Origin of the sequence: Pseudomonas sp. SBT1-2 (genome assembly GCF_028640875.1) — a bacterium.
GTDB lineage: Bacteria > Pseudomonadota > Gammaproteobacteria > Pseudomonadales > Pseudomonadaceae > Aquipseudomonas > Aquipseudomonas chlororaphis_I.
In genome coordinates this window covers 27,001-53,114 of the sequence record NZ_JAQZAA010000064.1, presented here as the reverse complement: position 1 = coordinate 53,114, position 26,114 = coordinate 27,001, and the positions used below count along the sequence as shown (strand labels likewise).

General features: G+C 63.3%; 26 protein-coding genes. 10 read left to right on the top strand and 16 right to left on the bottom strand.

Going from position 1 to position 26,114, the window contains the following annotated elements:
- Nucleotides 1-322: 322 nt before the first annotated feature.
- A complete protein-coding gene (locus PVZ78_RS09990) occupies nt 323-1,318 on the bottom strand; it encodes a D-cysteine desulfhydrase (RefSeq protein WP_273828626.1) in 996 nt (331 codons plus the stop codon).
- A gap of 191 nt (nt 1,319-1,509) precedes the next feature.
- Between PVZ78_RS09990 and epsC the strand changes: the two genes are divergently transcribed.
- Nucleotides 1,510-2,436, top strand: a complete 927-nt coding sequence (gene epsC / locus PVZ78_RS09985) for a serine O-acetyltransferase EpsC (protein WP_009046442.1) — start codon at nt 1,510-1,512, stop codon at nt 2,434-2,436.
- Between the two features lie 408 nt (nt 2,437-2,844).
- Entirely contained in the window at nt 2,845-4,809 is a 1,965-nt protein-coding gene (gene betT, locus PVZ78_RS09980; RefSeq protein ID WP_273828632.1) for a choline transporter BetT, read from the top strand.
- Nucleotides 4,810-4,924: 115 nt separating this feature from the next.
- On the opposite strand, the gene PVZ78_RS09975 is transcribed toward betT, so the two are convergent.
- Genes PVZ78_RS09975 through PVZ78_RS09965 form a run of 3 tightly spaced genes read right to left on the bottom strand, consistent with a single transcriptional unit; the run spans nt 4,925 to nt 6,520 of the window.
- Nucleotides 4,925-5,182: a hypothetical protein gene (locus PVZ78_RS09975; RefSeq protein ID WP_009046444.1), complete on the bottom strand. Its 258-nt coding sequence runs from the start codon at nt 5,180-5,182 to the stop codon at nt 4,925-4,927.
- A 52-nt stretch (nt 5,183-5,234) separates the two neighbouring features.
- Nucleotides 5,235-5,723, bottom strand: a complete 489-nt coding sequence (locus tag PVZ78_RS09970; RefSeq protein WP_273828625.1) for a DoxX family protein — start codon at nt 5,721-5,723, stop codon at nt 5,235-5,237.
- A gap of 56 nt (nt 5,724-5,779) precedes the next feature.
- Nucleotides 5,780-6,520 (bottom strand): SDR family oxidoreductase, encoded by a 741-nt coding sequence (locus PVZ78_RS09965; RefSeq protein ID WP_273828624.1) that lies wholly within the window; start codon nt 6,518-6,520, stop codon nt 5,780-5,782.
- A 128-nt stretch (nt 6,521-6,648) separates the two neighbouring features.
- Between PVZ78_RS09965 and PVZ78_RS09960 the strand changes: the two genes are divergently transcribed.
- From PVZ78_RS09960 to mgrA, 4 genes are all read left to right on the top strand, one after another.
- On the top strand, nt 6,649-7,539 hold the full coding sequence (locus tag PVZ78_RS09960) for a LysR family transcriptional regulator (RefSeq protein ID WP_038630364.1): 891 nt from the start codon (nt 6,649-6,651) through the stop codon (nt 7,537-7,539).
- A 124-nt stretch (nt 7,540-7,663) separates the two neighbouring features.
- Nucleotides 7,664-7,846, top strand: a complete 183-nt coding sequence (locus tag PVZ78_RS09955) for a type II toxin-antitoxin system HicA family toxin (protein WP_009041685.1) — start codon at nt 7,664-7,666, stop codon at nt 7,844-7,846.
- Nucleotides 7,847-7,875: 29 nt separating this feature from the next.
- Nucleotides 7,876-8,277: a type II toxin-antitoxin system HicB family antitoxin gene (locus PVZ78_RS09950; protein ID WP_009046450.1), complete on the top strand. Its 402-nt coding sequence runs from the start codon at nt 7,876-7,878 to the stop codon at nt 8,275-8,277.
- Between the two features lie 569 nt (nt 8,278-8,846).
- Nucleotides 8,847-9,884, top strand: coding sequence for an L-glyceraldehyde 3-phosphate reductase (gene mgrA, locus PVZ78_RS09945; RefSeq protein ID WP_273828623.1), 1,038 nt, complete (start codon nt 8,847-8,849; stop codon nt 9,882-9,884).
- 128 nt (nt 9,885-10,012) lie between these two features.
- Here the strand turns inward: mgrA and PVZ78_RS09940 are convergent, their stop codons facing one another.
- From PVZ78_RS09940 to PVZ78_RS09900, 9 genes are all read right to left on the bottom strand, one after another.
- A complete protein-coding gene (locus PVZ78_RS09940) occupies nt 10,013-10,441 on the bottom strand; it encodes a type II toxin-antitoxin system VapC family toxin (RefSeq protein WP_081362979.1) in 429 nt (142 codons plus the stop codon).
- The gene (locus PVZ78_RS09935) at nt 10,438-10,683 is read right to left on the bottom strand and encodes a FitA-like ribbon-helix-helix domain-containing protein (RefSeq protein WP_009046453.1); all 246 of its coding nucleotides are present in this window, start codon (nt 10,681-10,683) and stop codon (nt 10,438-10,440) included. The genes PVZ78_RS09940 and PVZ78_RS09935 overlap by 4 nt, the downstream gene beginning before the upstream one ends.
- A gap of 139 nt (nt 10,684-10,822) precedes the next feature.
- On the bottom strand, nt 10,823-11,662 hold the full coding sequence (tauD, locus tag PVZ78_RS09930) for a taurine dioxygenase (protein WP_273828622.1): 840 nt from the start codon (nt 11,660-11,662) through the stop codon (nt 10,823-10,825).
- A 237-nt stretch (nt 11,663-11,899) separates the two neighbouring features.
- Nucleotides 11,900-12,739, bottom strand: coding sequence for a taurine ABC transporter permease TauC (tauC, locus tag PVZ78_RS09925; RefSeq protein WP_009046455.1), 840 nt, complete (start codon nt 12,737-12,739; stop codon nt 11,900-11,902).
- Nucleotides 12,736-13,530 (bottom strand): taurine ABC transporter ATP-binding subunit, encoded by a 795-nt coding sequence (gene tauB, locus PVZ78_RS09920; RefSeq protein ID WP_023970012.1) that lies wholly within the window; start codon nt 13,528-13,530, stop codon nt 12,736-12,738. Before tauB ends, tauC begins: the two co-directional genes overlap by 4 nt.
- A 95-nt stretch (nt 13,531-13,625) precedes the next feature.
- Nucleotides 13,626-14,603 (bottom strand): taurine ABC transporter substrate-binding protein, encoded by a 978-nt coding sequence (gene tauA / locus PVZ78_RS09915; RefSeq protein WP_081362975.1) that lies wholly within the window; start codon nt 14,601-14,603, stop codon nt 13,626-13,628.
- Between the two features lie 221 nt (nt 14,604-14,824).
- Complete coding sequence (gene gshA, locus PVZ78_RS09910; protein WP_029526325.1) at nt 14,825-16,408, bottom strand: glutamate--cysteine ligase; 1,584 nt, start codon at nt 16,406-16,408, stop codon at nt 14,825-14,827.
- 293 nt (nt 16,409-16,701) lie between these two features.
- Nucleotides 16,702-17,085: a PaaI family thioesterase gene (locus PVZ78_RS09905; RefSeq protein WP_009046459.1), complete on the bottom strand. Its 384-nt coding sequence runs from the start codon at nt 17,083-17,085 to the stop codon at nt 16,702-16,704.
- Nucleotides 17,085-19,409, bottom strand: a complete 2,325-nt coding sequence (locus PVZ78_RS09900; RefSeq protein WP_028683843.1) for a Tex family protein — start codon at nt 19,407-19,409, stop codon at nt 17,085-17,087. The genes PVZ78_RS09905 and PVZ78_RS09900 overlap by 1 nt, the downstream gene beginning before the upstream one ends.
- 361 nt (nt 19,410-19,770) lie before the next feature.
- Here PVZ78_RS09900 and ompR point away from each other — a divergent pair, with 361 nt between their 5' ends.
- Both ompR and PVZ78_RS09890 read left to right on the top strand, forming a co-directional pair.
- Nucleotides 19,771-20,511, top strand: coding sequence for an osmolarity response regulator transcription factor OmpR (gene ompR, locus PVZ78_RS09895; protein ID WP_007925257.1), 741 nt, complete (start codon nt 19,771-19,773; stop codon nt 20,509-20,511).
- Nucleotides 20,512-20,618: 107 nt separating this feature from the next.
- Nucleotides 20,619-21,932 carry an ATP-binding protein gene (locus tag PVZ78_RS09890; protein WP_009041700.1) on the top strand — a complete coding sequence of 438 codons (1,314 nt, stop codon included), beginning with the start codon at nt 20,619-20,621 and terminating at the stop codon, nt 21,930-21,932.
- Nucleotides 21,933-22,010: 78 nt separating this feature from the next.
- On the opposite strand, the gene rimK is transcribed toward PVZ78_RS09890, so the two are convergent.
- Nucleotides 22,011-22,916, bottom strand: a complete 906-nt coding sequence (gene rimK / locus PVZ78_RS09885) for a 30S ribosomal protein S6--L-glutamate ligase (RefSeq protein ID WP_007931744.1) — start codon at nt 22,914-22,916, stop codon at nt 22,011-22,013.
- Entirely contained in the window at nt 22,913-23,395 is a 483-nt protein-coding gene (rimB, locus tag PVZ78_RS09880; protein ID WP_007931742.1) for a retropepsin-like aspartic endopeptidase RimB, read from the bottom strand. The genes rimK and rimB overlap by 4 nt, the downstream gene beginning before the upstream one ends.
- A 219-nt stretch (nt 23,396-23,614) precedes the next feature.
- Here rimB and PVZ78_RS09875 point away from each other — a divergent pair, with 219 nt between their 5' ends.
- Nucleotides 23,615-24,013 carry an RNA-binding S4 domain-containing protein gene (locus tag PVZ78_RS09875; RefSeq protein WP_009046461.1) on the top strand — a complete coding sequence of 133 codons (399 nt, stop codon included), beginning with the start codon at nt 23,615-23,617 and terminating at the stop codon, nt 24,011-24,013.
- 115 nt (nt 24,014-24,128) lie between these two features.
- On the opposite strand, the gene PVZ78_RS09870 is transcribed toward PVZ78_RS09875, so the two are convergent.
- On the bottom strand, nt 24,129-24,932 hold the full coding sequence (locus tag PVZ78_RS09870) for a phosphatase PAP2 family protein (protein WP_124339466.1): 804 nt from the start codon (nt 24,930-24,932) through the stop codon (nt 24,129-24,131).
- 101 nt (nt 24,933-25,033) lie between these two features.
- Between PVZ78_RS09870 and hslO the strand changes: the two genes are divergently transcribed.
- The gene (gene hslO / locus PVZ78_RS09865; RefSeq protein ID WP_007931739.1) at nt 25,034-25,936 is read left to right on the top strand and encodes an Hsp33 family molecular chaperone HslO; all 903 of its coding nucleotides are present in this window, start codon (nt 25,034-25,036) and stop codon (nt 25,934-25,936) included.
- Nucleotides 25,937-26,114 lie beyond the last annotated feature (178 nt).

The window sequence follows — 26,114 nt, the reverse complement described above, 5'->3', positions numbered from 1 at the left end:
GCGGTTGGGAAATGCAGGTCAATCGGTGAGCGGGAACGAGCGCCTTATCCTGCACTAAATGCAGCGTATGCGTCTCGCGGCAAATTCGCCTGCGGCGCGACTATAAGTGGCTGCTTATAGATGTAAAAATAATATAAATTCACATTGTTATTCTTTTTATAAATATAAAGTGTTCGGTCCCTGTAGCCGCTGCCGCAGGCTGCGATCGGCTGCGTAGCAGGCGCAAATCCGGCGAACGTATCTTTTCTGATGCGTCGCATGCGCAGGTTTTACGACGGCTGCGCCGCCGAGCGCAGGCTGCGCCAGCGGCTACAGGCATTTGTCAGGCAAACGATCCGGCATAGGCGAACAGCGCCGGCGCGCCGCCGGTGTGCAGGAAGATGATCGGGCCGTCGTCGAAGCGCTGGCGGCCGATGCCGTCGAGCAGGCCGGCCATGGCCTTGCCGGTGTAGACCGGGTCCAGCAGCAGGCCTTCCTGGCTCGCCAGCAGCTTCACCGCGGCCAGGGTGCCGGCATTCGGTTCGCCATAACGCGGGGCGAAATATTCGTCCCACAACTCCACCTTGAAGCTCTCCGGCAGCGCCACCCCGAGCAATTCGGCGGTGCGTTCGGCCAGGCCCTGGACCTTCGGTCGCTGCGCTTCGTCGGTGCGCGACACGGTGACGCCGATCACCGGCAACTGCGGCAACACTTCGCTCAAGGCCAGGGCCAGGCCGCTGTGGGTGCCAGCGCTGCCCGAGGCCAGGACCACGGCGGCGAAGTCGAGCCCGGTGTTGTGGATCTGCTCCGCCAGCTCCAGGCCGGCACGCACGTAACCCAGCGCGCCCAAGGCGTTGGAGCCACCAATCGGCACCAGGTACGGCTGCTTGCCGCTGCTGCGCAGGCGCTCGGCCAGGGCCTGCAACTGCTCGTCGGCGTTGTCCAGGTTGTCCACTAGCTCGACCTTGGCGTCGAACAGGTCGAGCAGCAGGCGGTTGCCGTTGCCCAGGTAATTGCCGTCGTCGGTGCCGATGGGGTTTTCCAGCAGGGCGACGCAACCCAGGCCCAGCTTGGCAGCCAGGGCCGCGGTCTGGCGCACGTGGTTGGACTGGATGGCGCCGGCGGTAATCAGGGTGTCCGCGCCCTGGGCCAGGGCATCGGCGGCCAGGTATTCGAGTTTGCGCAGCTTGTTGCCGCCCATGGCCAGAGGCGTGGTGTCGTCGCGCTTGACGTAGACATCGCGGCCGAGCCAGGTGGACAGGCGTTCGAGTTTTTCCAGGGCGGTAGCACCGCCCAGCAGGTCGAGACGGTTAAAACGGTCGAGCTGTTGTTTGATCATGAGGCCGCACGGGTTGTCAGAGGTGTCAGGGACTATAGGCAGCGATATTTGCCGGGGCAACCGTCAATCGCTTATGCCAAAAGGTGCTTAGGCCAGCACAATTAGTTCTTAATTTGGCCTGGGGCGCATACCGTAAAGTGGCGTCGTTTACGCGGCCAGACAGTCCGGCCGCCTGAGTGAGGAGTCCTATCGTGAGCGAGCGTTCCAGCCATTGGCAATTGCAGACCATAGTCGGTCAACTGCGTGATGCCCGCGACCAGTGGCGTACCCGCAACGGGCGGGTCAGCGGTGAGCAGGGCGGTCGGGAACTGCCGTCGCGCGCGGCCATGGCCGAGATTCTCGAAGCACTGTGCGGCGCCCTGTTCCCGATGCGCCTGGGCCCGGTGGACCTGCGCGAGGAAAGCGAAGATTTTTACGTCGGCCATACCCTGGACGCGGCCCTCAATTCGTTGCTCGCCCAGGCTCGCCTGGAGCTGCGTTACGCCGCGCGCCAGAGCGGCGAGTCGGACGACGACGTCAACGCCAGGGCCATCCGTATCATCCAGGACTTCGCCCTGGCCCTGCCGGGCCTGCGGGTGCTGCTCGATACCGACGTGCTGGCCGCCTACCACGGCGACCCGGCGGCGCGCAGCGTCGATGAAGTGCTGCTGTGCTACCCGGGCATCCTGGCGGTGATCCACCATCGCCTGGCTCACCATCTGTATCGCGCCGGCCTGCCGCTGCTGGCGCGGATCAGCGCGGAAATCGCCCACTCGGCCACCGGCATCGACATTCACCCGGGCGCGCAGATCGGCCGCAGTTTCTTCATCGACCACGGCACCGGTGTGGTGATCGGCGAAACCGCGATCATCGGCGAGCGCGTGCGCATCTACCAGGCCGTGACCCTGGGCGCCAAACGCTTCCCGGCGGACGAGGACGGCCAGTTGCAGAAGGGCCATCCGCGCCACCCGATCGTCGAGGACGACGTGGTGATCTACGCCGGCGCGACCATCCTCGGGCGCATCACCATCGGCAAGGGCTCGACCATCGGCGGCAATGTCTGGCTGACCCGCAGCGTGCCGGCCGGGTGCAACCTGACCCAGGCCAACCTGCAGCATGACGATGGGTCGCAGAAGTAAGAGTCTTCTGCGCCTGTTGGATTTTTCGCGGGCAAGCCTCGCTCCTACAGAAGAGGAATGTGTTCATCTGTAGGAGCGGCCGGTCGACGCTCGATTGCCCGCGATGCTTTTCAGTGGCTCACATGGCTGATGGCCATTCGCTTATTTAGCGCTGAACGATTCCCTCCGCGACACATCAGACCTTTCCTAAAACCTGCGAAATCAGGCGACCGCCGAGCCCGGCGATTAGTCCTTGCGCGCCTATCCGTGTTTAACTTGAACGCTTGTTCAAGTTAAACCGGCAGCTCGCTGCCCGCTCACAACAGGAGGCTTACCTTTGCTGAGTCCGATCTTTTCAGCCGCGTTTTACCCCCTCGAGGTGCACGTTTCATGAGTGCATCGTCCATTCCCGCCAGCGGCCTGATCCGCATGAATCCGCCGGTGTTCTACTTCGCCGCGAGCTTTATCCTGGCCTTCGGCCTGGTGGTCATTGCCCTGCCGGAACAAGCCGGCGCCTGGTTGCTGGCCGCGCAAAACTGGGCGGCCAATACGGTCGGCTGGTACTACATGCTGGCCATGACCCTGTACCTGATCTTCGTGGTGGTCACCGCCTTGTCCGGCTACGGCAAGATCAAGCTGGGTGCCGACCACGACGAACCCGAGTTCAGTTACCTGTCCTGGGCCGGCATGCTGTTCGCCGCCGGGATCAGCATCACGCTGTTTTTCTTCTGCGTCTCGGAACCTTTGACCCACATGCTGCAACCGCCCCAGGGCGAGGCCGGGACCGCGGACGCGGCGCGCCAGGCGATGCAGATTCTCTTCCTGCACTGGGGCCTGCACGGCTGGGGCGTGTTCGCCTTCGTCGGCATGGCCCTGGCGTATTTCGCCTACCGGCATAACCTGCCGCTGGCCCTGCGTTCGGCGCTGTACCCGCTGATCGGCAAGCGCATCAACGGCCCCATCGGTTACGCGGTGGATGGCTTCGGCATCATCGCCACGGTGTTCGGCCTCGGCGCCGACATGGGCTTTGGCGTGCTGCACCTCAACTCCGGCCTGGACTACTTGTTCGGCATCGCCCACACCCAGTGGGTCCAGGTGGGCCTGATCACCCTGATGATGGGCGCGGCGATCATCGTTGCGGTGTCCGGCGTCGACAAGGGCGTGCGGGTGATGTCCGACATCAACATGCTGCTGGCCTGTGCGCTGCTGTTGTTCGTGTTGTTCGCCGGCCCCACCCAGCACCTGCTCAACACTCTGATCCAGAACCTCGGCGATTACCTCGGTGCCCTGCCGACCAAGAGCTTCGACCTCTACGCCTATGACGAACCCAGCGACTGGCTGGGCGGCTGGACGGTCTTCTACTGGGCCTGGTGGATCGCATGGTCGCCGTTCGTGGGCCTGTTCATCGCGCGGATTTCCCGTGGCCGGACCATTCGCGAATTCGTGTTCGGCGTGCTGCTGATCCCCCTGGGCTTCACCCTGGCCTGGATGTCGATCTTCGGTAACAGCGCCATCGACCAGGTGCTCAACCACGGCATGAGCGCGCTGGGTATGTCGGCCATCGAGAACCCGTCGATGACGCTTTATCTGCTGCTGGAAACCTACCCCTGGAGCAAGACCGTCATCGCCGTGACGGTGTTCATCAGCTTCGTGTTCTTCGTCACCTCGGCCGACTCCGGCACCGTGGTGCTCTCGACCCTGTCGGCCAAGGGCGGTAACGCCGACGAAGACGGGCCGAAATGGCTGCGGGTGTTCTGGGGCGCGATGACCGCGCTGGTCACCAGCGCGCTGCTGTTCGCCGGCAGCATCGACTCGCTGAAGTCGGCGGTGGTGCTGACCTCGCTGCCGTTCTCGATGATCCTGCTGCTGATGATGTGGGGGCTGCACAAGGCCTTCTACCTCGAATCGCAGAAGCAGATCGCCCAGTTGCATTCGCTGGCGCCGGTGTCGTCAACCTCGCGTCGCGGCAAGGGCGGCTGGCGCCAGCGCCTGAGCCAGGCGGTGCATTTCCCGTCACGCGACGAGGTGTATCGCTTCCTCGACCAGACGGTGCGCCCGGCCATCGAAGAAGTGACCGCGGTGTTCGTCGAGAAAGGCCTGAACGTGATCACCCAGCCGGACCCGGCCAACGACAACGTCAGCCTGGAAATCGGCCATGGCGACCAGCATCCGTTCATCTATCAGGTGCAGATGCGCGGCTACTTCACCCCGTCCTTCGCCCGTGGCGGCATGGGGCCCAAGGAGATGCGCAACCGGCGTTACTACCGGGCCGAGGTGCACCTGGCCGAGGGTAGCCAGGACTATGACCTGATGGGCTACACCAAGGAGCAGATCATCAACGACATCCTCGACCAGTACGAACGGCATATGCAGTTCCTGCACCTGGTGCGTTGATCGCGGGCGGCGGTGGCGTTCGTGCCACCGCCATCGCGGGCAAGGACTGGGCGTCCCCCTGCTCCTACAGAAGAAGATTTTCTGTAGGAGCGAGGCTTGCCCGCGATCGGGGCCCTCAGGCCGGGCTCAATACCGTGAACAGCACCAGCGCCGCCACCGGCACGCCGAATACCACACTGCCGACCGCCAGCTCCGTGCTCAGGGACTGGCCGGCGTGGACCATCCCCACCGCACCGTTGATCACCGTCAGCGCCAGCCACAGCACGACGAAGCTGTAGGCCAGGGTCTGGCGGCCGAGGCCGATCTTTTCGCCGATAAACAGCATCAGCGCCAGGAGGACCAGGCCGAAGGAGGTGATGATCGCGGTGTGCATGATGAAGTCCTCGCGGGCGGGATTCGGGGTTGGCCTAAAGGGCGATGGCGATTCAAAGCTCCCGACCTAGAGTGTGGTCGAGGGCGTGACGTCCTGCTCCGCGAAACAGAATGTAGAACGACAAAAACGCCAGCAGCACCGGGTATTCCATGCCTCGGTCGATCCATGGCCAGGTGGGGCCGAGCAGGCCGGCGATGGTCAGCATCTGCACGCCCATCATGGCGGCGAGCAGGCGCGTCCCCAGGCCGAGGGCCAGGAACAACCCGCCGACGCCTTCCAGGAGCGCGACGAACAGCGCGATCAACGCCGGCGCCGGCAAATGCAGGACGTTCTGGATCAGGTTGATCGAGGCCGCCATCGGGTCGGCCATCGAGCCATGGGCCTGGCCCAGCAATTTCGGCAGGCCGTGGCTGATCATGATCACGCCATAACAGACCCGCAGCAGTGCATAGGCCAGGGGCTCGCCAATGCGGTACAGCGGGGCGAGGGCCGGGATCAGCAGGTAGTTGCGTGGGGCTGGCGAGTCAGTGGTCGGGCGCATGGGATTCTCCGCGGGTAGGTCATTGGAAAGCATCGATAGCCCGTGGGTGAGGCGGCTCAGACGAGCCCGCCGTTGGCGCGCAGGATCTGCCCGTTGACCCAGGCGGCTGCCGGGCTGACCAGGAAGGCGATGACGTTGGCGATGTCTTCCGGCTGGCCGAGGCGCTCCAGGGGCGGCATCTTGGCGAAGTTCTGGATCTGCTCTTCGCTCTTGCCGTGCAGGAACAGTTCGGTGGCCACCGGGCCGGGGGCGACCGCGTTGACGGTGATGTCGCGACCGCGCAGTTCCTTGGCGAACACCTGGGTCAGGGACTCCACCGCCGCCTTGCTGGCGATGTACACCGCGTAGCCCGGCAGGTTGAGGCCGACGGTGCTGCTGGAGAAGTTGACGATGCGTCCGCCGGCGTTCAGGCGGCTGGCGGCTTCGCGCAGGGTGTTGAAGGTGCCGCGGGTGTTGATGGCGAAGGTCTGTTCGAACAGCTCGTCGCTGTGTTGCGCCAGTGGCAGGACCTTGAGGATGCCAGCGTTGTTGATCAGCACGTCGACCTTGCCCAGTTGGATTTCGGTCTCGTCGAACAAACGGCGCACGTCATCGGCGTTGGCCACGTCGGCCTTGACCGCTATGGCCCGGTGGCCGGCCTGGCGCAGTTCCACCACCAGGGCCGAGGCTTCGGTGGCGCTGCTGGCGTAGTTGATGGCGACAGCAAAACCTTCGCTGGCCAGTTGCTTGGCGATAACCGCGCCGATGCCGCGGGAGGCGCCGGTCACGATGGCAACTTTCGAAGTCTGGGTAGTCATGGCGAATTTCCTTCTGGGAACGGTTGGGTGTGAAAGCAGGTTCACATGGTTGTCCAGAGTGATAAATGCGCCAGAGTTGGCTTGACTGTTCAATAATCGCCAACAATCAGCCGCCCTGGGAGCCAGTCATGGATCAAGTCAAAGCGATGAAAGTGTTCGTGCGGATCTACGAACGCAGCAGCTTCACCCTGGCCGCCGATGACCTGAACCTGCCGCGCGCCACCCTGACCCATACCCTCAATCAGTTCGAAGCCTGGCTCGGCACCCGCCTGCTGGAGCGCAGCACCCGCCGCGTGCGCCCGACCCTCGACGGCGAGGCCTATTACCTGCGCTGCATACAGTTGCTGGCGGAACTGGAAGAGGCCGAGCTGGCGTTTCGCACGGTGGCGCCGAAAGGGCGCTTGCGGGTCGACCTGCATGGCACGTTGGCCAAGTACTTCGTGATTCCGGCCTTGCCCGAATTCATGGCGCGCTATCCGGAGATCGAGCTGTCCGTCAGCGAGGCCGATCGTTTTGTCGACCTCATCGCCGAAGGCGTGGACTGCGTGCTGCGCGCCGGCACTTTGGGGGACTCGTCGCTGATCGGCCGGCGCGTGGCCAGCCTGCAGCAGATCACCTGTGCCAGTCCGGCGTACCTGCGCAAATACGGTGAGCCGAAGAGTCTCGACGAGTTGTCGCGGCACCGGGCGGTGAACTATGTCTCGCGCACCACCGCCAAGCAGTTTCCTTTCGAATTCATGGTCGATGGCGAACTGCGGGAAGTCGCCATCGAGGGCGCGCTGTCGGTGTTCGGCGCCGAGATCTACGCCGCCTCGGCCGTGGCCGGGCTGGGCATCATCCAGTGCCCGCGCTATCGCATGGCGCAGCAGATTTCCCAGGGGCTGGTGCAGGAAATCCTCACCGACACGCCGCCACCGCCCATGCCGGTTTCCGTGCTGTACCCGCACAACCGCCAGATGTCGCCACGGGTGCGGGTGTTCGTCGACTGGCTGGCGGAGGTTTTCGCCAGGGCAGTTTGAGCAGTGCCAGGGCGACGCCGGTCATCGCCGCTTTCTGTATTGATTGTCTGAATGTGTATAGTGTGTATTATTCGCCTTCGGCTGGGTATTGTGGTTTTTCGGGACGTATCGAAAGGACACGGCAATGCGCAGTCGGGAACTGATCAGGATGATCGAGGAGGACGGGTGGTATCTGATCGCGGTCAAAGGCAGTCATCACCAATACAAGCATCTGCACAAGCCGGGGCGGGTCACTATCCCTCACCCGGATGCGGATCTGCCCAGGGGCACGATCCACAGCATCTTGAAACAGGCGGGCCTGAAATGAGGCCGGCCTTGAACGAAGAGGTCAACGAGATGAAATTCCCGGTCGTGCTGCACAAGGATGCCGACTCCGGATATGGAGTGATCGTCCCCGATGTGCCGGGCTGTTTTTCCGCCGGTCATACCGCTGCGCAAGCCTTCGAGAATGTGAAAGAGGCCCTTTCGCTGCATTATGAAGGCCTGGTCGCCGATGGTGAGCCGCTGCCCCAGGTGCATGAGGTCGACGTGCATATCGACAATCCTGATTACGCCGGTGGCGTGTGGGGCGTGATCGAGTTCGACATCACGCCTTACTTCGGCAAGGCGGTGCGTTTCAATGCGACGTTGCCGGAGCAACTGTTGGAGCGCATCGACCAGACGGTGAAGCGCGACCAGCGCTACCGTTCGCGCTCGGGCTTTCTCGCGGCAGCGGCATTGCGCGAACTCTCCGCCTAGGCATTACCCGTCCCCATGGTCCTCATGGGGGCATGCCTGGCCTCTGCCCCTCGGCAGTTTTCCTGTACCGCCCAGGCTTGGGAACCTTCGGTTCGGCCCGGCAGAGCGGTGTTTTACCGTCTATAAACAACTGATGCAGCGCCTTGTTCGAGGCCGTACTCCTGTTTTTTCAGGCAGCACCGGTAGCGACAGGGCCCTGTGTTTCCAGGGTTTCCCCCCGTATTCCCACCTTCAGCCAGCGTTGCCATTAACCGGGAATTTGTTTCGATTGAGACTGCCTCTGAACGACGATTTCGTACTGTGCTACGTGGTACGTAATAAAATATTCTAGTCGTAATATTTTTCATTCGGTTTTTTCTGGTCATTCCTCCTCGGCAGCAGGTTCTGTCCGTCAGCAGGCGCCGGATCGTTTCAGTCATTCACCGATCTGAAGTGGCCGCGATCTCGCCTGGGCGTATGCTGGGCAACTTTCAGGCGTTCCGCTGATTCAGATGTTGCGAGGGCAACTTGCCCTGCACCAATGTGCATGTGCTTAAACCTGGGTGTTCAGGATCAATAGAGAGGGTTCGATGACTTACCTTGCTGCCGAAAACCGCTACGACTCCATCCCCTACCGCCGCGTCGGACGCAGTGGCCTGGTGCTGCCGGCGCTGTCCCTGGGCCTGTGGCACAACTTCGGCGACAGCACGCCGATCGACACCCAGCGTTCGTTGCTGCGCACCGCCTTCGACCTGGGCATCAACCACTTCGACCTGGCCAACAATTACGGCCCACCCTATGGCAGTGCCGAGATCAATTTCGGCCGCCTGCTACGGGAAGACTTCAAGCCGTATCGCGACGAGCTGATCATCTCCAGCAAGGCCGGCTGGGACATGTGGCCCGGTCCCTATGGCCAGGGCGGCGGCTCGCGCAAATACGTGCTGGCCAGTCTCGACCAGAGCCTGCAGCGCCTGGGCCTCGACTATGTGGATATCTTCTATTCCCACCGCTTCGACCCGGACACCCCGCTGGAAGAAACCGCCAGCGCCCTGGCCACCGCGGTGCAGCAGGGCAAGGCGCTGTACATCGGCATCTCGTCCTATTCCGGGGTGAAAACCCGCGAGATCGCGGCGCTGCTCAAGGAGTGGAAAGTGCCGCTGCTGATCCACCAGCCGGCCTATAACCTGCTCAACCGCTGGGTGGAAAAAGACCTGTTGGACGCCACCGACGAGCTCGGTGCCGGGGTGATCGCCTTCACGCCGCTGGCCCAGGGCCTGCTGACCGACAAATACCTCAATGGCATTCCCGAGGACGCGCGGGTCAATCGTCCGGGCGGTGGTTCGCTGCAAGCCGCGCACCTGTCCGAAGCCAACCTCGCCCATGTGCGCGCCCTCAACGAAATCGCCAAGCGTCGCGGCCAGAGCCTGGCGCAACTGGCCCTGGCCTGGACCCTGCGCGACCCACGGGTGACCTCGGCCCTGATCGGCGCCAGCCGGCCGGAACAGATCGTCGAGAACGTCGGCGCATTGCAGAACCTGAGTTTCAGCACGGAAGAACTGGCGGAGATCGATCGTTTCGCCCGGGAAGGCGGGATCAATCTGTGGGAGAAACCTTCAACCGCCGAATAAACCTGTCGTCATGCTGTAAGGCTGCCGCGGCTTCTGTAGGAGCCAGGCTTGCCGGCGATCGAGGCGGTGAGTGGTGTCAGGCATACCGCTATCGCGAGCAAGCTTCGCTCCTACAGGCCTGCGGCGGTTCAGACCTCGAGCGGCAGCCAGGGGTTGATAACGATCAGCCCGGTGTCGGTGAAATCCTTGGTGTTACGAGTGGCGATCGCGGCGTCGTGGACCCGGCATATCGCTGCAATTTGCGCATCCACCAGATTGATCGGCTGGCCTGATCTTTCGCGATGCGAAACCAGATGCGCGTAGTAAAGAGCCGCTTGGGTTCCGAAGGGCACGATCCGGTCGATGAAGTCTTCCTCGAACATGGCCACCGCCGATGCATGCAGCGTCTGTTTGCGCTTGCCGTGGGGCAGGCGCGCGATACCGTGGAGAATCTCGGCCATGGTCATAGCGCTGATGTAGAGGTCCTCGACGGGTTGCGCTTCGATCCACAGCAATACCGCCGTATCCGGTTGAGGGCGCATCAGTTCTGACAACACATTTGTGTCGAGTACTATCATTCGCCCAGGTCCACCAAGCGTGCCGGTTCGGTACGTTCAGGCAGCTCCAGCTCTACTCCGCCGGTCTCGGCAAAGCGTGCCCTGATACGGCTGCCCAGGCCTTGGCTGTCAGCTGTCCTGCTCAATGCGCGGCGCAAAATCAATCGGGCTTCTTCTTCCATGGAATGACCATTGTGAGCGGCCTCGATGCGCAGGCGTTCTTTGATGTGGTCGTCCAGATTACGGATCGTAAGGCTGGCCATGGGCTCCTCCGAATGAAATCAATGAAATCATTGATAGCATAACGGCGAGTCATTGGAGGAGGGCAACCGCTGGTCGTTTGGGTTCGCCTCGATCACTGGCAAGCACTACTGAAGCCGTGAGCTTGCTGATGATCATGGTTTATCGAAAAAACGGCGCATCCCCGAGAATCGTCGCGCGGTGCATCACGCGGCGTTGTGGGCGGTAGTCGTCGACGGCGTAGTGCTGGGTCACGCGGTTGTCCCAGAAGGCCACGTCGTGGGTCTGCCAGCGCCAGCGGATGGTGAACTCCGGGCGGGTGGCGTGGGCGAACAGCAGTTTCAGGATGACTTCGCTTTCGCTGTCCGACAGCTCGTTGATCCTGGTCGTGAAACCTTCGTTGACGAACAGCGACTTGCGTCCGCTGACCGGGTGGGTGCGGATCACCGGGTGCGACAGCGGCGGGTTTTTCCGCTTGGCTTCTTCCCAGCGCGCCAGGTCCTCCGGGGTATTGCCGAAGCGTTCCAGGGGGAATGACTTGATGAAGTCGTGAGTCGCGGTCAGGCCCTGCAGCAGGTTCTTCATCGGCTCCGAGAGCGCCTCATAGGCCGCGATGCCGCTGGCCCACAGGGTGTCGCCGCCATAGGCCGGCAACAGCTTGGCACTGAGCACCGCGCCCAGGGCCGGGGTCGGCAGGAAGGTCACGTCGGTGTGCCAGATGGCGTTGTCGCGCACGTCGATTTGCGCGGTGTCGAGGATCAGCACTTCCGGCTGTTCCGGCACGTTGGGGTAGATCGGATGGATGTGCAGGTCGCCAAAGTTCGCCGCGAAGCGCGCCTGCTGCTGCGGGTCGATCGGCTGGTCGCGGAAGAACAGCACCTGATGCTGCAGCAGTGCCTGCTCGATGGCGTCACGCTGTGCGCTGGCCAGTGGCTGACTGATGTCGACGCCACTGATCTGGGCGCCCAGGGCGGAGCTTAAAGGGGTGATGGTCAGGCTCATGTCGTTCTCGAATGGAGCGCCGAATTGCCGGCGTGGTCAGTTCTGTCTGTAAGAAGTCTTGCCCGCTACCCCCTGTAGCCGCTGCCGAGCTTTGGCGAGGCTGCGATCGAGCGCAAAGCGCTCGCAAAACCTGACGCCGCGGTATTCCAGATACAACGCGTCAGGCGGGTTGCGCCTGCTGCGCAGGCGATCGCAGCCTCGCCGGGGCTCGGCAGAGGCTACAGGGTTACCGGGGTTTCAATGGGCCTGGCCATGCCAGGGCACCAGCTTGCGCTGCAGGGCGCGCAGGCCCATTTCCATGGCGAAGGCGATCAAGGCGATGACCAGGATCCCCAGCACCACCACATCGGTGACCAGGAACTGCGCGGCGGACTGCACCATGAACCCCAGGCCGCTGGTGGCGGCGATCAGTTCGGCGGCGACCAGGGTCGACCAGCCCACCCCAAGGCCGATGCGCACGCCGGTGAGAATGTCCGGCAGAGCGCTGGGCAGGATCACATGGCGAATCAGCTGGGCCCGGGTCGCACCCAGGGACTGCGCGGCGCGCAGCCGGGTCGGGTCCACGGTGCGCACGCCGGTGGCGGTGGCGATGGCGATCGGGGCGAAAATTGCCAGGTAGATCAGCAGCACCTTGGACAGCTCGCCGATGCCGCACCAGATGACGATCAGCGGCAGGTAGGCCAGGGGTGGAATCGGCCGGTAGAACTCGATCAGCGGGTCCAGCACGCCACGGGCGATACGGTTGTGGCCGATGGCGATGCCCACCGGGATCGCGGTCAGTACGGCAAAACCCAGGGCCAGGCCGATGCGTCCGAGACTCGCGCCCAGGTGCTGCCACAGGGTGGAATCCATATAGCCGCTGGTGACCAGCAGCCAGCCCTTTTGCAGCACGGCGGAAGGTGGCGGCAGGAACAGCGGCTCGATCAGGCCGCTGGCCGTCACCGCCCACCACAGGGCGAGCAGCACCACCAGGGTCAGCACGCTGATCCAGCGGGTGCTCAGGCTGCGGCGCAGGGGCGCGGCAGTGTGCGGGGTAGCGGCTTTGGTCGTGGTGGCTGGGAGGTCGTAGCTGTTCATGCGCGCTCCTGCCGCAAGACGGCACTGCGTTGGGAGAACACCCGGGCCAGCACGTGTTCGCGGGTTTCAATAAAGCGTGGGTCGGACTTGATAGCCCGGGCCGATTCGCCGGCCGCGTAACGCCGGCCGAAATCCAGGCTCAAGCGCTCGACGATCTGCCCTGGATTGGGTGCCAGCAGGATCAGGTCGGTGGCGAGGAACACCGCTTCCTCGATGTCGTGGGTAATCAGGAACACTGGCTTGGCGGTGCGTTGCCAGACTTGCAGCAACAGCTCCTGCATCTGCTCGCGGGTGAAGGCATCGAGGGCGCCGAAAGGTTCATCCATCAGCAGCACCCGCGGGTCGGCGGCCAGGGCGCGAGCCAGGCCCACGCGCTGGCGTTGCCCGCCGGAGAGCTGCCAGATGCGCCGCTTGTCGAAGCCGGCCAGGTCCACCAGCGCGAGCATTTCCCGGGCGCGGGCTTCGCGTTGGTCGCGGGCAATGCCGGCCAGCTCGAGGCCGAAGCCGACGTTGGCCAGTACGTCCTGCCAGGGCAGCAGGGCATCGTCCTGGAACACCACGCCGCGTTCGGCGCTCGGGCCGGCGACCGGTACGCCGTCCAGGGTGATGCGTCCGGCGCTGGGTTCGACGAAGCCCGCAATCAGGTTCAGCAACGAAGTCTTGCCACTGCCGGATGGGCCGAGGGCGACCAGCAGTTGCTGGGGCCCGAGCGTCAGGGAAATATCCGCCAGCACCGGTTCGGCGGCGCCGGGGTACTGTGCGCTGATGCGCTCCAGTTGTAGCAAAGCCATGACGGCGCGCTCCTTGTTCAAATGCAGCCTTTGTCGAGGTGAGACGCTGTACGAGAAGCGCCGGGCCTGGGCCCGGCGACCTCTGCGGCGAACCTTCAGTTAGTGATGTACTTGGCGCTGACGTACGGCGCGTAGTCCGGCAGAACCGCCTCGACCTTGCCCTGTTCCTTGAGGAACACCGCGGTGTCGGTGATGGCCTTGGTGGTCGGCGCGCCAAGGCTGATGACCTGGTCGGCCGCCAGTGGGTAGACGTTGCCCTGCAACAGCAGCGGAATGTCGCTGGCCTTGGCGCCGGAGAGTTTCACCAGCTTGTCGACGTTGCTCTGCTCGGCCAGCCAGGCTTTTGGGTCCTTGCGGTAGTCGGCGTAGGCGTCGAGGGTCACCTTGGCGAAGGCGGTGACGATTTGCGGGTGCTTCTCGGCGAAGTCCTTGCGCACGATCCAGGCGTCGAAGGTCGGCGCGCCGAACTGGGCCAGTTCGCCGGAGGTGATCAGCACCTTGCCGTTTTCCTTGGCCACGCCCAGCGCCGGGTCCCAGACGTAGGTGGCGTCGATGTCGCCGCGTTTCCAGGCGGCGATGATCGCCGGTGGCGCCAGGTTGAGAATCTGTACTTTCGCCGGGTCGATTTTCCAGTGCTTGAGCGCGGCCAAGAGGCTGTAGTGGCCGGTGGAAACGAAGGGCACGGCGACTTTCTTGCCGACCAGGTCCTGGGGTGTCTTGATCCCGGATCCGTCGCGGGCCACCAGGGCCTCGGCGGCGCCGATCTGGGTGGCGATAAGGAAGGTTTCCACCGGCACCTTGCGGGTGATCGCGGCGGTCAGCGGGCTGGAGCCGAGGTAGCCGATCTGCACGTCACCCGAAGCGATGGCGGCGATGATGTCGGCGCCGTTGTCGAACTTGCGCCAGTCGATCTTGGCCTGGGTGACCTTTTCATAGGTGCCGTCGGCCTGGGCGACTTTCGCTGGATCGACAGTGGTCTGGTAGGCGACGGTGACGTCGGCTGCCTGGGCGAAGAAGCTCGCGGTGGCCAGGGACACGGCCGCCAGGAGGCGGAGGGGAAGGTGCAGTTTCATCATGAAGCTCCTCAACAGGCGGCCAAGTGTGGGCGTGGGAGGAGACTAAATGATCTAAGAATCTAAAAATAAATAACTTTTTAGAATTAGCTTAAAAGAGGAATCTTCTAATGGAGGGTGCTGGGGCAGGGAGCGCTTTGCGCTCCATCGCGGGCAAGCCTCGCTCCTACAGGACTGCGCCGTGTAGGAGCATCGCTTGCTCGCGATAAGCGCGCAGGCGCTTAGTTGCTGATCGCCAGGATACTCGCCTGATACGAGCCGACAAATACGTCGAAATCGCCGACTTCGTTCTGTTCCAGCTCGGCCTGTTGCAGCAGGGAGTTGCGCGCCGCTTCTTCGAAACGCGCCTGGTCTTCCTTGCTCAGGGACTCGCTGCGGAAGAACTCGGCATGGGCCAGGCTCTGGCGCAGGGAGAACTGGCTGAAGCTTTCCTTGTGTTCCTGCATGGCGGCCAGGACCTGGGCCGAAGGCGTCAGGGACGAATCCTTGACCTTGGCCAGCTGGGCGTCCAGCGCCTTGCTGTGGGCGTCGCTGCCGTGGCTGCGGTCGAGCAGGGCGGCCAGCGGCGCGATCTTTTCCAGCAGTTCGCCGGCCCATTCCTTGAGGTCCACCAACTGTCCCTGGCGCAGCAGGTGCAGGCCCGGGCGACGACCTTCCTTGACCACCTTGAGGAAGTTCGAGGTGGCGTTGCCGCACTCGTTGTTCTCCAGCAGCGGGCTTTCGTTGAGCGCGCAATACAGCAGGAAGGCGTCGAGGAAACGGGCTTCCTGCACGTCGATGCCCATCGGCAGGAACGGGTTGATGTCCAGGCAACGGACTTCGACGTACTGGATGCCGCGAGCCATCAGCGCCTGGATCGGCCGCTCGCCGGTGTAGGTCACGCGTTTCGGGCGGATGTTGGAGTAGTACTCGTTTTCGATCTGCAGGATGTTGGTGTTGAGCTGGACCCACTCACCGTCCTGGTGGGTGCCGATCTCCACATAAGGCGCGTACGGCGTGGCGACGGCCTTGCGCAGGCTGTCGGTGTAGCTGTTCAGGTCGTTGTAGCAAGGGGTCAGGCCGGCCTGGGCGTTGCTCTGGTAGCCCAGGTCGCTCATGCGCAGGCTGGTGGCGTACGGCAGGTACAGGGTCTCGGCGTCCAGCTGTTCCAGCTGGTGCGCGCGACCGCGCAAGAAGCCCGCGTCCAGCGCCGGCGAGGCGCCGAACAGGTACATCAGCAGCCAGCTGTAGCGGCGGAAGTTGCGGATCAGCGCGATGTACGCCGACGACTGATAGTCGCGGTCGCTGCCGACGAAGCCTTCGGCCTGCTTGAGCAGCGGCCAGAGCTGCTCCGGCAGGGAAAAGTTGTAGTGGATCCCGGCGATGCACTGCATGGTCTTGCCGTAACGCAGGGCCAGGCCCTTGCGGTACACATACTTGAGCTGGCCGATGTTGGAGGTGCCGTAATAGGCGATCGGGATGTCTTCCTCGGCCGGCAACGGGCACGGCATCGATGGACTCCACAGGTACTCGTTGCCGAGCTTGCTGTAGGCGAAACGGTGAATCTTGTCGAGGCTGGCCAGGGTGTCCGCCGGATCGGACAGGGCTGGGGTGATGAACTCCAGCAGCGACTCGGAATAGTCGGTGGTGATCTGTTCGTTGGTCAGCGCGGAACCCAGTTCTTCCGGGTGCGGAGTCTGGGCCAGGCGCGCTTCGCCGGTCACGCGCAGGCATTCGCGCTCGATACCGTGCAGGCACTGCTCGAGCAGAGAGAGGTTAGCGCGCTCGCCGAGCAGAGCCAGGCGGCGGTTGAGAAGTTCGCTCAAGTTGGATTCCTTCACGCGTCAGTCGCCCCAATATGGGGGTGGGCAGGACGGTCTACAAGGGTGAAGTTGAAACTGGCGTTTTCGCCTGGTCGTTGAGCCGGCATGGCCCGATTTTGCAAGCACCACACTTCATCCCTGAATCTGGCTTTAGCGCAGGCAGAAAACTCCGACGCCGCTTTCGCAGCGCCGAAATTAACTCAAATCGATGACGGGGAGCTAGGTCTGTCGATGTTCGAAGGCGGGCCGCGTCGCTAGCGGACGAATTGGCGTCGCGGCTGTCACCAAAGGGTTCCTCAGAGGACCGCGAAGGTGCCTTGTGCCTTGGCGACCAGTTTGTCGCCTTGCATCACATCGGCCTCAACCACCAGGGTGCGGCGACCCGGGTGGAGCACCCGGGCGTGGCAGATCACGTCGCCCTCGGCGACGGCGCGGATGTAGTTGATCTTGCACTCGATGGTCGCGCTCTGCTGGTCGAAGCCGTGGGAACTGGAACAGGCCAGCCCCATGGCGATATCGACCAGGCTGAAGATCGCCCCGCCGTGCAGCTTCTGGCCACGATTGCGCAACTGCGGCGTCAGCGTCAGGGCGACGTCGGCTTCACCGACCTCCAGGCGCTGCAGACGGCAGCCGAGCAGTTGGCTGAACGCGCTTTCGGTCAAGCCGGCCGGGATCTCCATCAGCGTTTCTTCAACTGCTTGGCGTTGGCGAACAGCGACGCCATGGCGTTGTTGGTCGGGGCTGCGGCCACGCTTTCCTTGCGCGGGGCGCTGTTGCCCGACGAGCGCGGTGCCGAGCCTGGACGCGAACCGCGAGCACCGTCGATCTTCTCGCCCGGGGTGTCGCTCATGCGCATCGACAGGCCGACGCGTTTGCGCGGGATGTCGACTTCCATGACCTTGACCTTGACCACATCGCCGGCCTTCACCGCTTCACGCGGGTCCTTGATGAACTTCTCCGACAGTGCCGAGATGTGCACCAGGCCGTCCTGGTGCACGCCGATGTCGACGAAGGCACCGAAGTTGGTGACGTTGGTCACCACGCCTTCGAGGATCATCCCCAGTTGCAGGTCCTTGAGGTCTTCGACGCCTTCCTGGAACTCGGCGGTCTTGAACTCGGGGCGCGGGTCGCGGCCGGGCTTGTCCAGTTCCTGGAGGATGTCGGTGACGGTCGGCAGGCCGAAGGTCTCGTCGGTGAACTTCTTCGGATCCAGGCGCTTGAGGAAGCCGCTGTCGCCGATCAGCGAGCGGATGTCGCGGTCGGTCTCGGCGGCGATGCGCTGCACCAGCGGGTAGGCCTCCGGGTGCACCGCGGACGCGTCCAGCGGGTTGTCGCCGTTCATCACGCGCAGGAAGCCGGCGGCCTGTTCGAAGGTCTTTTCACCCAGGCGGGCGACCTTCTTCAGCGCGGCGCGGGTCTTGAACGCACCGTTTTCATCGCGGTGGCTGACGATGTTCTGCGCCAGGGTGGTGTTGAGGCCGGAGATCCGCGCCAGCAGGGCCACCGAGGCGGTATTGACGTCCACGCCGACGGCGTTCACGCAGTCCTCGACCACCGCATCCAGGCCACGGGCCAGCTTCAGCTGCGACACGTCGTGCTGGTACTGGCCGACGCCGATGGATTTCGGATCGATCTTCACCAGCTCGGCCAGCGGGTCCTGCAGGCGGCGGGCGATGGACACCGCGCCACGGATCGATACGTCGAGGTCGGGGAATTCCTTGGCCGCCAGTTCCGACGCCGAGTACACCGAAGCACCGGCCTCGGAGACCATGACCTTGGTCATGCGCATGGCCGGGTATTTCTTGATCAGCTCTGCGGCCAGCTTGTCGGTTTCCCGGCTGGCGGTGCCGTTGCCGATGGCGATCAGGTCCACCGAGTGCTTGGCGCACAGCGCGGCCAGCACGGCGATGGTCTGGTCCCACTTGTTGTGCGGGACGTGCGGGTAAACGGTGGCATGGTCCAGCAGCTTGCCGGTGGCATCCACCACCGCGACCTTGCAGCCGGTACGCAGGCCCGGGTCGAGGCCCAGGGTCGCGCGCGGGCCGGCCGGAGCGGCCAGCAGCAGGTCGTGCAGGTTGTGGGCGAAGACGTTGATCGCCTCGGTTTCCGCGTTGTCGCGCAGCTCGCCCAGCAGGTCGGTTTCCAGGTGGGTGTAGAGCTTGACTTTCCAAGTCCAGCGCACCACTTCGCCGAGCCATTTGTCCGCCGGGCGGTTCTGGTTCTGGATGCCGACGTGCTGGCCGATCATGCCCTCGCACGGGTGCATGGTGCCCGGCAGTTCGTCGCCGACTTTCAGCGCGGAGCTGAGGATGCCTTCGTTGCGGCCACGGAAAATCGCCAGGGCGCGGTGCGACGGCATGCTCTTCAGCGGTTCGTCGTGTTCGAAGTAATCGCGGAACTTGGCGCCTTCCTCTTCCTTGCCGGCGATCACGCGGGCACTGAGGGTGGCTTCCTGCTTGAGGAAATTACGCAGTTTGTCCAGCAGGCTGGCGTCTTCGGCGAAGCGCTCCATGAGGATGTACTTGGCGCCTTCCAGGGCGGCCTTCACATCGGCCACGCCTTTTTCCGCGTCGACGAAGCGTGCGGCTTCGCTTTCCGGGGTCAGGCTCGGGTCGTTGAACAGGCCGTCCGCCAGTTCGCCAAGGCCGGCTTCCAGGGCGATCTGGCCCTTGGTGCGGCGCTTTTGCTTGTACGGCAGGTAGAGGTCTTCGAGGCGGGTCTTGGTATCGGCGAGCTTGATGTCGCGGGCCAGCTCCGGGGTCAGCTTGCCCTGCTCCTCGATGCTGGCGAGGATGCTGATGCGCCGTTCGTCGAGTTCTCGCAGGTAGCGCAGGCGCTCTTCCAGATGACGCAGTTGGGTGTCATCGAGGCTGCCGGTCACTTCCTTACGGTAGCGGGCGATGAAGGGCACGGTGGAGCCTTCATCCAATAGAGCGACGGCCGCTTCGACCTGTTGTGGGCGTACACCGAGTTCCTCGGCAATGCGGCTGTTGATGCTGTCCATAAAACCACCTGACAAATTGTGAAAGCAGGCTCGCCGGCACGGAAAATTGGGCTCGGTGAGTCTGGTTGAGCGGCCTGGCGTGCGCCGCTGCCTGGATCAAAAGGCTGCCTGTTGACCCGTGAAATCGAACAATTACTGCCTGGCCGGGAAAAATAAAAAGTGGCCACGGGCGATAACGATCAGACGTTGCCTGACACAAAAGGCGGCGCATTATAACCAGCGTTCCAGTCTTCGGGGGTATCGGCCCGGTGGCGGCCGACGGCGGGTTTTCTGGCGGTCGAGGAAAAATCTGCTAACAATGCACACGGTGCGTATAACGGCAGCTACGCCATAATGCGCACCGAGATAAAAGGAGCATCTGATGAGCAGCACTGCACAAACTGCCGAAGGCGAAAAAATTCTTATCGTTGACGACGACCCGGGGCTGAGCAGCCTGCTGGAGCGCTTCTTCGTCAGCAAGGGCTACCGTGCCCGCGCGGTTCCCAACACCGAGCAGATGGACCGTCTGCTGGGGCGCGAAGTCTTCAACCTGGTCGTCCTCGACCTGATGCTGCCTGGCGAAGACGGCCTGACCGCGTGCCGCCGCCTGCGCAGTGCGAACAACCAGATTCCGATCATCATGCTCACCGCCAAGGGCGACGAGCTGAGCCGCATCAAGGGCCTGGAACTGGGCGCTGACGATTACCTGGCCAAGCCGTTCAACCCCGACGAACTGATGGCGCGGGTCAAGGCCGTGCTGCGTCGCCAGTCGGCGCCGGTGCCGGGTGCGCCGGGCAGCGAAGACGAGAACGTCACCTTCGGCGACTACGAGCTGTCCCTGGCCACCCGCGAACTCAAGCGCGGCGCCGAAGTGCACATGCTCACCACCGGTGAGTTCGCGGTGCTCAAGGCCCTGGTGATGAACGCTCGCCAGCCGCTGACCCGCGACAAGCTGATGAACCTGGCCCGTGGCCGCGAGTGGGATGCCCTGGAGCGCTCCATCGACGTGCAGATTTCCCGTCTGCGCCGGATGATCGAGCCCGATCCGTCCAAGCCACGCTATATCCAGACGGTCTGGGGCGTGGGTTATGTGTTCGTGCCGGATGGCACCACCACCAAGTGACCGATGATTTGTAGGAGCGAGCGCCCGGGCCGGCAAACGACCCGGGCGCTCGCATTCCGCAACTCTGCGAGCGCGACTCGCTCCTGCAAAGCGTGTAATGGCTGTTTATGAAAACCCCGCTGTGGTTCCCGCAAAGCTTCTTCTCCCGCACCCTCTGGCTGGTGCTGATCGTGGTGCTGTTCTCCAAGGCGCTGACCCTGGTTTATCTGCTGATGAACGAGGACGTGCTGGTAGACCGCCAGTACAGCCACGGCGTGGCCCTGACCCTGCGCGCCTATTGGGCCGCCGACGAATCCAACCGCGACCAGATCGCCGAGGCCGCCGGGCTGATCAAGGTAGTCGGCAGCGGTGTGCCAGCGGGCGAGCAGCATTGGCCCTATAGCGAGATTTATCAGCGGCAGATGCAGGCCGAATTGGGCGCCGACACTGAAGTGCGCCTGCGCATGCACGCCCCGCCGGCGCTCTGGGTGCGCGCACCGAGCCTGGGCGATGGCTGGCTGAAAGTACCGCTGTATCCGCATCCGTTGCGGGGGCAGAAGATCTGGAGTGTGCTCGGCTGGTTCCTGGCGATCGGCCTGTTGTCCACGGCCTCGGCGTGGATCTTTGTCAGCCAGCTCAACCAGCCCCTCAAGCGCCTGGTCTATGCCGCCCGGCAACTGGGGCAGGGGCGCAGCGTGCGCCTGCCGATCAGCGATACGCCGAGCGAGATGACCGAGGTGTACCGCGCCTTCAACCAGATGGCCGAGGATGTGGAGCAGGCCGGACGCGAACGCGAGCTGATGCTGGCAGGGGTGTCCCACGACCTGCGCACGCCGTTGACTCGCCTGCGCCTGTCGCTGGAGTTGATGGGCAGCCACAACGACCTGACCGACGACATGGTCCGCGACATCGAAGACATGGACGCGATTCTCGACCAGTTCCTGGCCTTTATCCGCGACGGCCGCGATGAGTCGGTGGAGGAGGTCGATCTCAGCGACCTGGTGCGTGAAGTGGCGGCACCCTACAACCAGAACGACGAAAAGGTGCGCCTGCGCCTGGAGCCGATCCCGCCGTTCCCGTTGCGCCGGGTATCGATGAAACGCCTGCTGAACAACCTGATCGGCAACGCGCTGAACCACGCGGGGACGGAAGTCGAAGTGGCGGCCTATGTGTCGGGCGACACCAGCGCGCCTTATGTGGTGCTGAGCGTGATGGACCGTGGCGCGGGCATCGACCCGTCGGAGCTGGAGGCGATCTTCAACCCCTTCACCCGCGGCGACCGTGCCCGGGGCGGCAAGGGTACCGGCCTGGGCCTGGCCATCGTCAAGCGGATCGCCTCGATGCACGGCGGCAATGTCGAACTGCGCAACCGCGCCGATGGCGGCCTGGAAGCGCGGGTGCGGTTGCCGTTGGGGTTGTTGTTGCCGAGGGATGCGGTTTGAAGGCAGCTACAAGCGGCAAGCTACAAGCTGCAAGTGAGGAGTCGCTTTTCTCTTGCCGCTAAAAGCTTGCCGCTGCCCTTAACCCTTGCCCTTGGTCCGGGTCATGTTCGGGCCACCGTTTTTCTCGATGTGCTCGATGATGATCCCCGCCACGTTCTTGCCGGTGGTGGTCTCGATACCTTCCAGGCCTGGCGAGGAATTCACTTCCATCACCAGCGGCCCGTGGTTCGAACGCAGGATATCCACGCCCGCCACGCTCAGGCCCATGACCTTGGCCGCGCGCAGGGCGGTCATGCGTTCTTCCGGAGTGATCTTGATCAGGCTGGCGCTGCCGCCACGGTGCAGGTTGGAGCGGAACTCGCCGGGCTTGGCCTGGCGTTTCATCGCGGCAATCACCTTGTCGCCGACCACGAAGCAGCGGATGTCGGCGCCGCCGGCTTCCTTGATGTACTCCTGGACCATGATGTTCTGCTTCAGGCCCATGAAGGCCTCGATCACCGACTCGGCCGCCGTGGCGGTTTCGCACAGCACCACGCCTATGCCCTGGGTGCCTTCCAGCACCTTGATCACCAGCGGCGCGCCGTTGACCATCTCGATCAGGTCGGGAATGTCGTCCGGCGAGTGGGCGAAGCCGGTCACCGGCAGGCCGATGCCGCGTCGGGACAGCAGTTGCAGGGAGCGCAGTTTGTCTCGCGAGCGGGCGATGGCCACCGACTCGTTGAGCGGGAACACACCCATCATTTCAAACTGGCGCAGCACCGCGCAGCCATAGAAGGTCACCGAGGCGCCGATCCGTGGAATCACCGCGTCGAAACCCTCCAGCGGCTTGCCGCGGTAGTGGATCTGCGGTTTGTGACTGGCAATGTTCATATAGGCGCGCAAGGTGTCGACCACCACCATTTCATGGCCACGCTCGGTGCCGGCTTCGACCAGGCGACGAGTGGAATACAGACGCGGGTTACGCGACAGCACAGCGATCTTCATGCAACACCTGTGGCAGAGGTAGTGGACACCGGGAACACCGGTTTGTCTTGAACGTATTTGATCCCTGGATTGACCACCAACTGGCCATCGATCAGGGCTTTGGAACCGAGCAGCAGGCGATAGCGCATGGCCTTGCGGCAGGCGAGGGTGAACTCCACCCGCCAGACCCGATCGCCGAGCGCCAGGGTGGTACTGATCACGTAGCGCACCTGCGCCTGGCCGTTGGAACTCTTGATGGTTTTCATCGCCACCAGCGGCGCTTCGCAACGCCGGTGACGCAACTGCACCACGCTGCCCAGGTGCGCGTTGAAGCGCACCCACTGCTCACCGTCGCGCTCGAACGGCTCGATCTCGGTGGCATGCAGGCTGGAGGTGCTGGCGCCGGTATCGATCTTGGCGCGCAGGCCGGCGACTCCCAAATCCGGAAGCGCCACCCACTCGCGCAGACCCACGACGGTCAAATGGTCAAATGTCTTCAAATGTGCTCAACCGCTGAGGAACCCGCTCGTACCGTCAAGCGGCCGAATTCGCGGTATTCACGCAGAATAATGGGTAAAAGGCGACAGATATCTAGGCCCGGCTCCACAGCTCCCGGACGGGCTGCCGCAGAGCCTCGCATTGTAAACCGAGCCATCGCAATTCATGGCACGAGAGAAACGGTAGTACAGTTCGAAAATATTTCAGAATGAGGAAATGCCATGGCACAAAAAGCCGAAGACGACGACAAGGTCCGTCTGGATAAATGGCTGTGGGCGGCGCGCTTCTACAAGACCCGTGCCCTGGCCAAGGCCGCCATCGAAAGCGGCAAGGTGCATCACCGGGGCGAGCGCTGCAAACCGGGCAAGGAGCCGAGGATCGGCGACGAGTATGAGATACGCACCGGTTTCGACGAGCGCACCGTGGTGGTCCAGGCCCTGTCGATCGTGCGCCGTGGGGCGCCGGAGGCGCAGGCTCTCTATACGGAAACCGAAGCCAGCATCGCCAAGCGGGAAAACGCCGCCGCGCTACGCAAGGCCGGCGCCCTGGGTGTGAGCACCGATGGCAAGCCGACCAAGAAACAGCGGCGCGACCTGTTCAAGTTCCACAGCCACGAATAAGCCCCTGTAGGAGCGAGGCTGCCTGCGATCAGTTGCAAAGCAGCGGTTGCAGCCCTCTCACTATTCCCTGGAGGGCGCATCGTCTGCATTCAATCACCGGCAAGCCGGCGCCTGCTCAGGCCGTAGCCCGCACCACGCTCAGGCGCGACAGCAACGGCAGCTTGCCCAGCAGGTTGAACAGCGGATTGGTCACCCGCAGCAGGAAGTTCGAAGCCTTGGCCGCATACGGGGTGTAGTAGCCCCAGCCGAGCGCCCAGACCGCCAGCAGCACGCCGCCGATATAGTCGTCCTGGCCCCAGTGCGCGCCCGCCACCAGGCGCGGCATCATAAACAGCAGGGTCAGGCCCCAGATCACCAGGAGCTGGCCGACGCCGCGGCTGAACACGCTCATGAACAGTGCCCAGATCAGCAGCACCGAAGCGTGGTCACCGGGGAAGCTCTGGCTGGAACGGTCCTTGAGTTCCCAGGTTTTTTCCCAGTGCGGGAAATAGTCGCTCATGTGCACGGCATCCTGGAGCATCATCGACGGGCTGTCGTGTTGCCAGCCCATGGCGTCGGCGAGCCTGGAGAACAACAGGCGGATAATCAGCATCAGGACCAGGATCGACAGGAAGCCGAAAAACGCCCGGCGCACGTCCACGGCCTTGAACACCCAGTCACCGCGGATCAACAGGGTCAGCAGGATCAGCCCGACTATCGCGTCAAAAGGCCTGAGGCTGGCCACGGCCCAGATATGCAGCCAGGTGGAGTTGCTCGCAAGGGGAGCATTCAGCAGGCGGAACAGCCATTCGTCGAACATTACACAAAGCATCTGCCCGCTTGGCCATAACCAGAAACCCAGCAGCGCCAGAGGGAGCAAATTGCACAACACTAGCTTGCCGAGGTTCCACCTTGCTTGGAACAAACCCGGATTGTTCATAAAATGCCTCCAATGGCAGAAAATCGCGCACCGTAACAGTGCAAAAAACGCAATTTTCATATCTTGTAACCATTTTGTCATCACTTCAGATACCCAAACCTATGACTCATTTGCCGGATACCGACTTCACCCAACGCTTCATCTTCGATGACAGCGACGCCCGCGGCGAGCTGGTGGCGTTGGAGCGCAGCTATGCCGAAGTCCTCGCCAAACACGCTTACCCGGAGCCGGTCGCGCAACTGCTCGGCGAGCTGATGGCGGCGGCCGCGCTGCTGGTCGGCACGCTGAAGTTCGATGGCTTGCTGATCCTCCAGGCCCGTTCCGAAGGCCCGGTGCCTTTGCTGATGATCGAGTGCTCCAGCGAGCGCGAGATCCGTGGTCTGGCCCGCTATGACGCGGAGCAGATCGCCCCGGACGCGACCCTGGCCGACCTGATGCCCAATGGCGTGCTGGCCCTGACCGTCGACCCGACCCACGGTCAGCGTTACCAGGGCATCGTCGACCTGGACGGCGCGACCCTGTCGGAATGCTTCACCAACTACTTCGTCATGTCCCAGCAGGTCGGTACCCGTTTCTGGCTGCACGCCGACGGTCGTCGCGCCCGTGGCCTGCTGCTGCAGCAACTGCCGGCCGACCGCCTCAAGGATGAAGAAGAACGCGCCGCCAGCTGGCAGCACATCACCGCGCTGGGCAGCACCCTGACCGCCGACGAACTGCTGAGCCTGGACAACGAAACCGTGCTCCATCGCCTCTACCACGAAGAAGCCGTGCGCCTGTTCGATGTGCAGCCGTTGCGCTTCCGTTGCAGCTGCTCGCGGGAACGCTCGGGCAATGCACTGGTCAGTCTGGGTCTGGAAGATGCGCAGAAGCTGGTGGTCGAACACGGCGGCAGCATCGAGATCGATTGCCAGTTCTGCAACGAGCGCTACCTGTTCGATGCGGCCGATATCAGCCAATTGTTCGCCGGAGCGGGTGTCGAGTCGCCGTCAGATACTCGTCACTAAAACGTTTCAGCGCAGGTAAATCACCTGTCAAGCGCCGGATTAACGCCGTTCTGACGGGAGGGCCCTACTCTTTTTGGGCTTTTCTGGCATAATCCGGCGCACTTTTTTCGCGGTAGTAGTGCACGACTTTCTACTACAAAACGTTTGGAGCACTCGGCCACTGGCCGACGGGGAACCT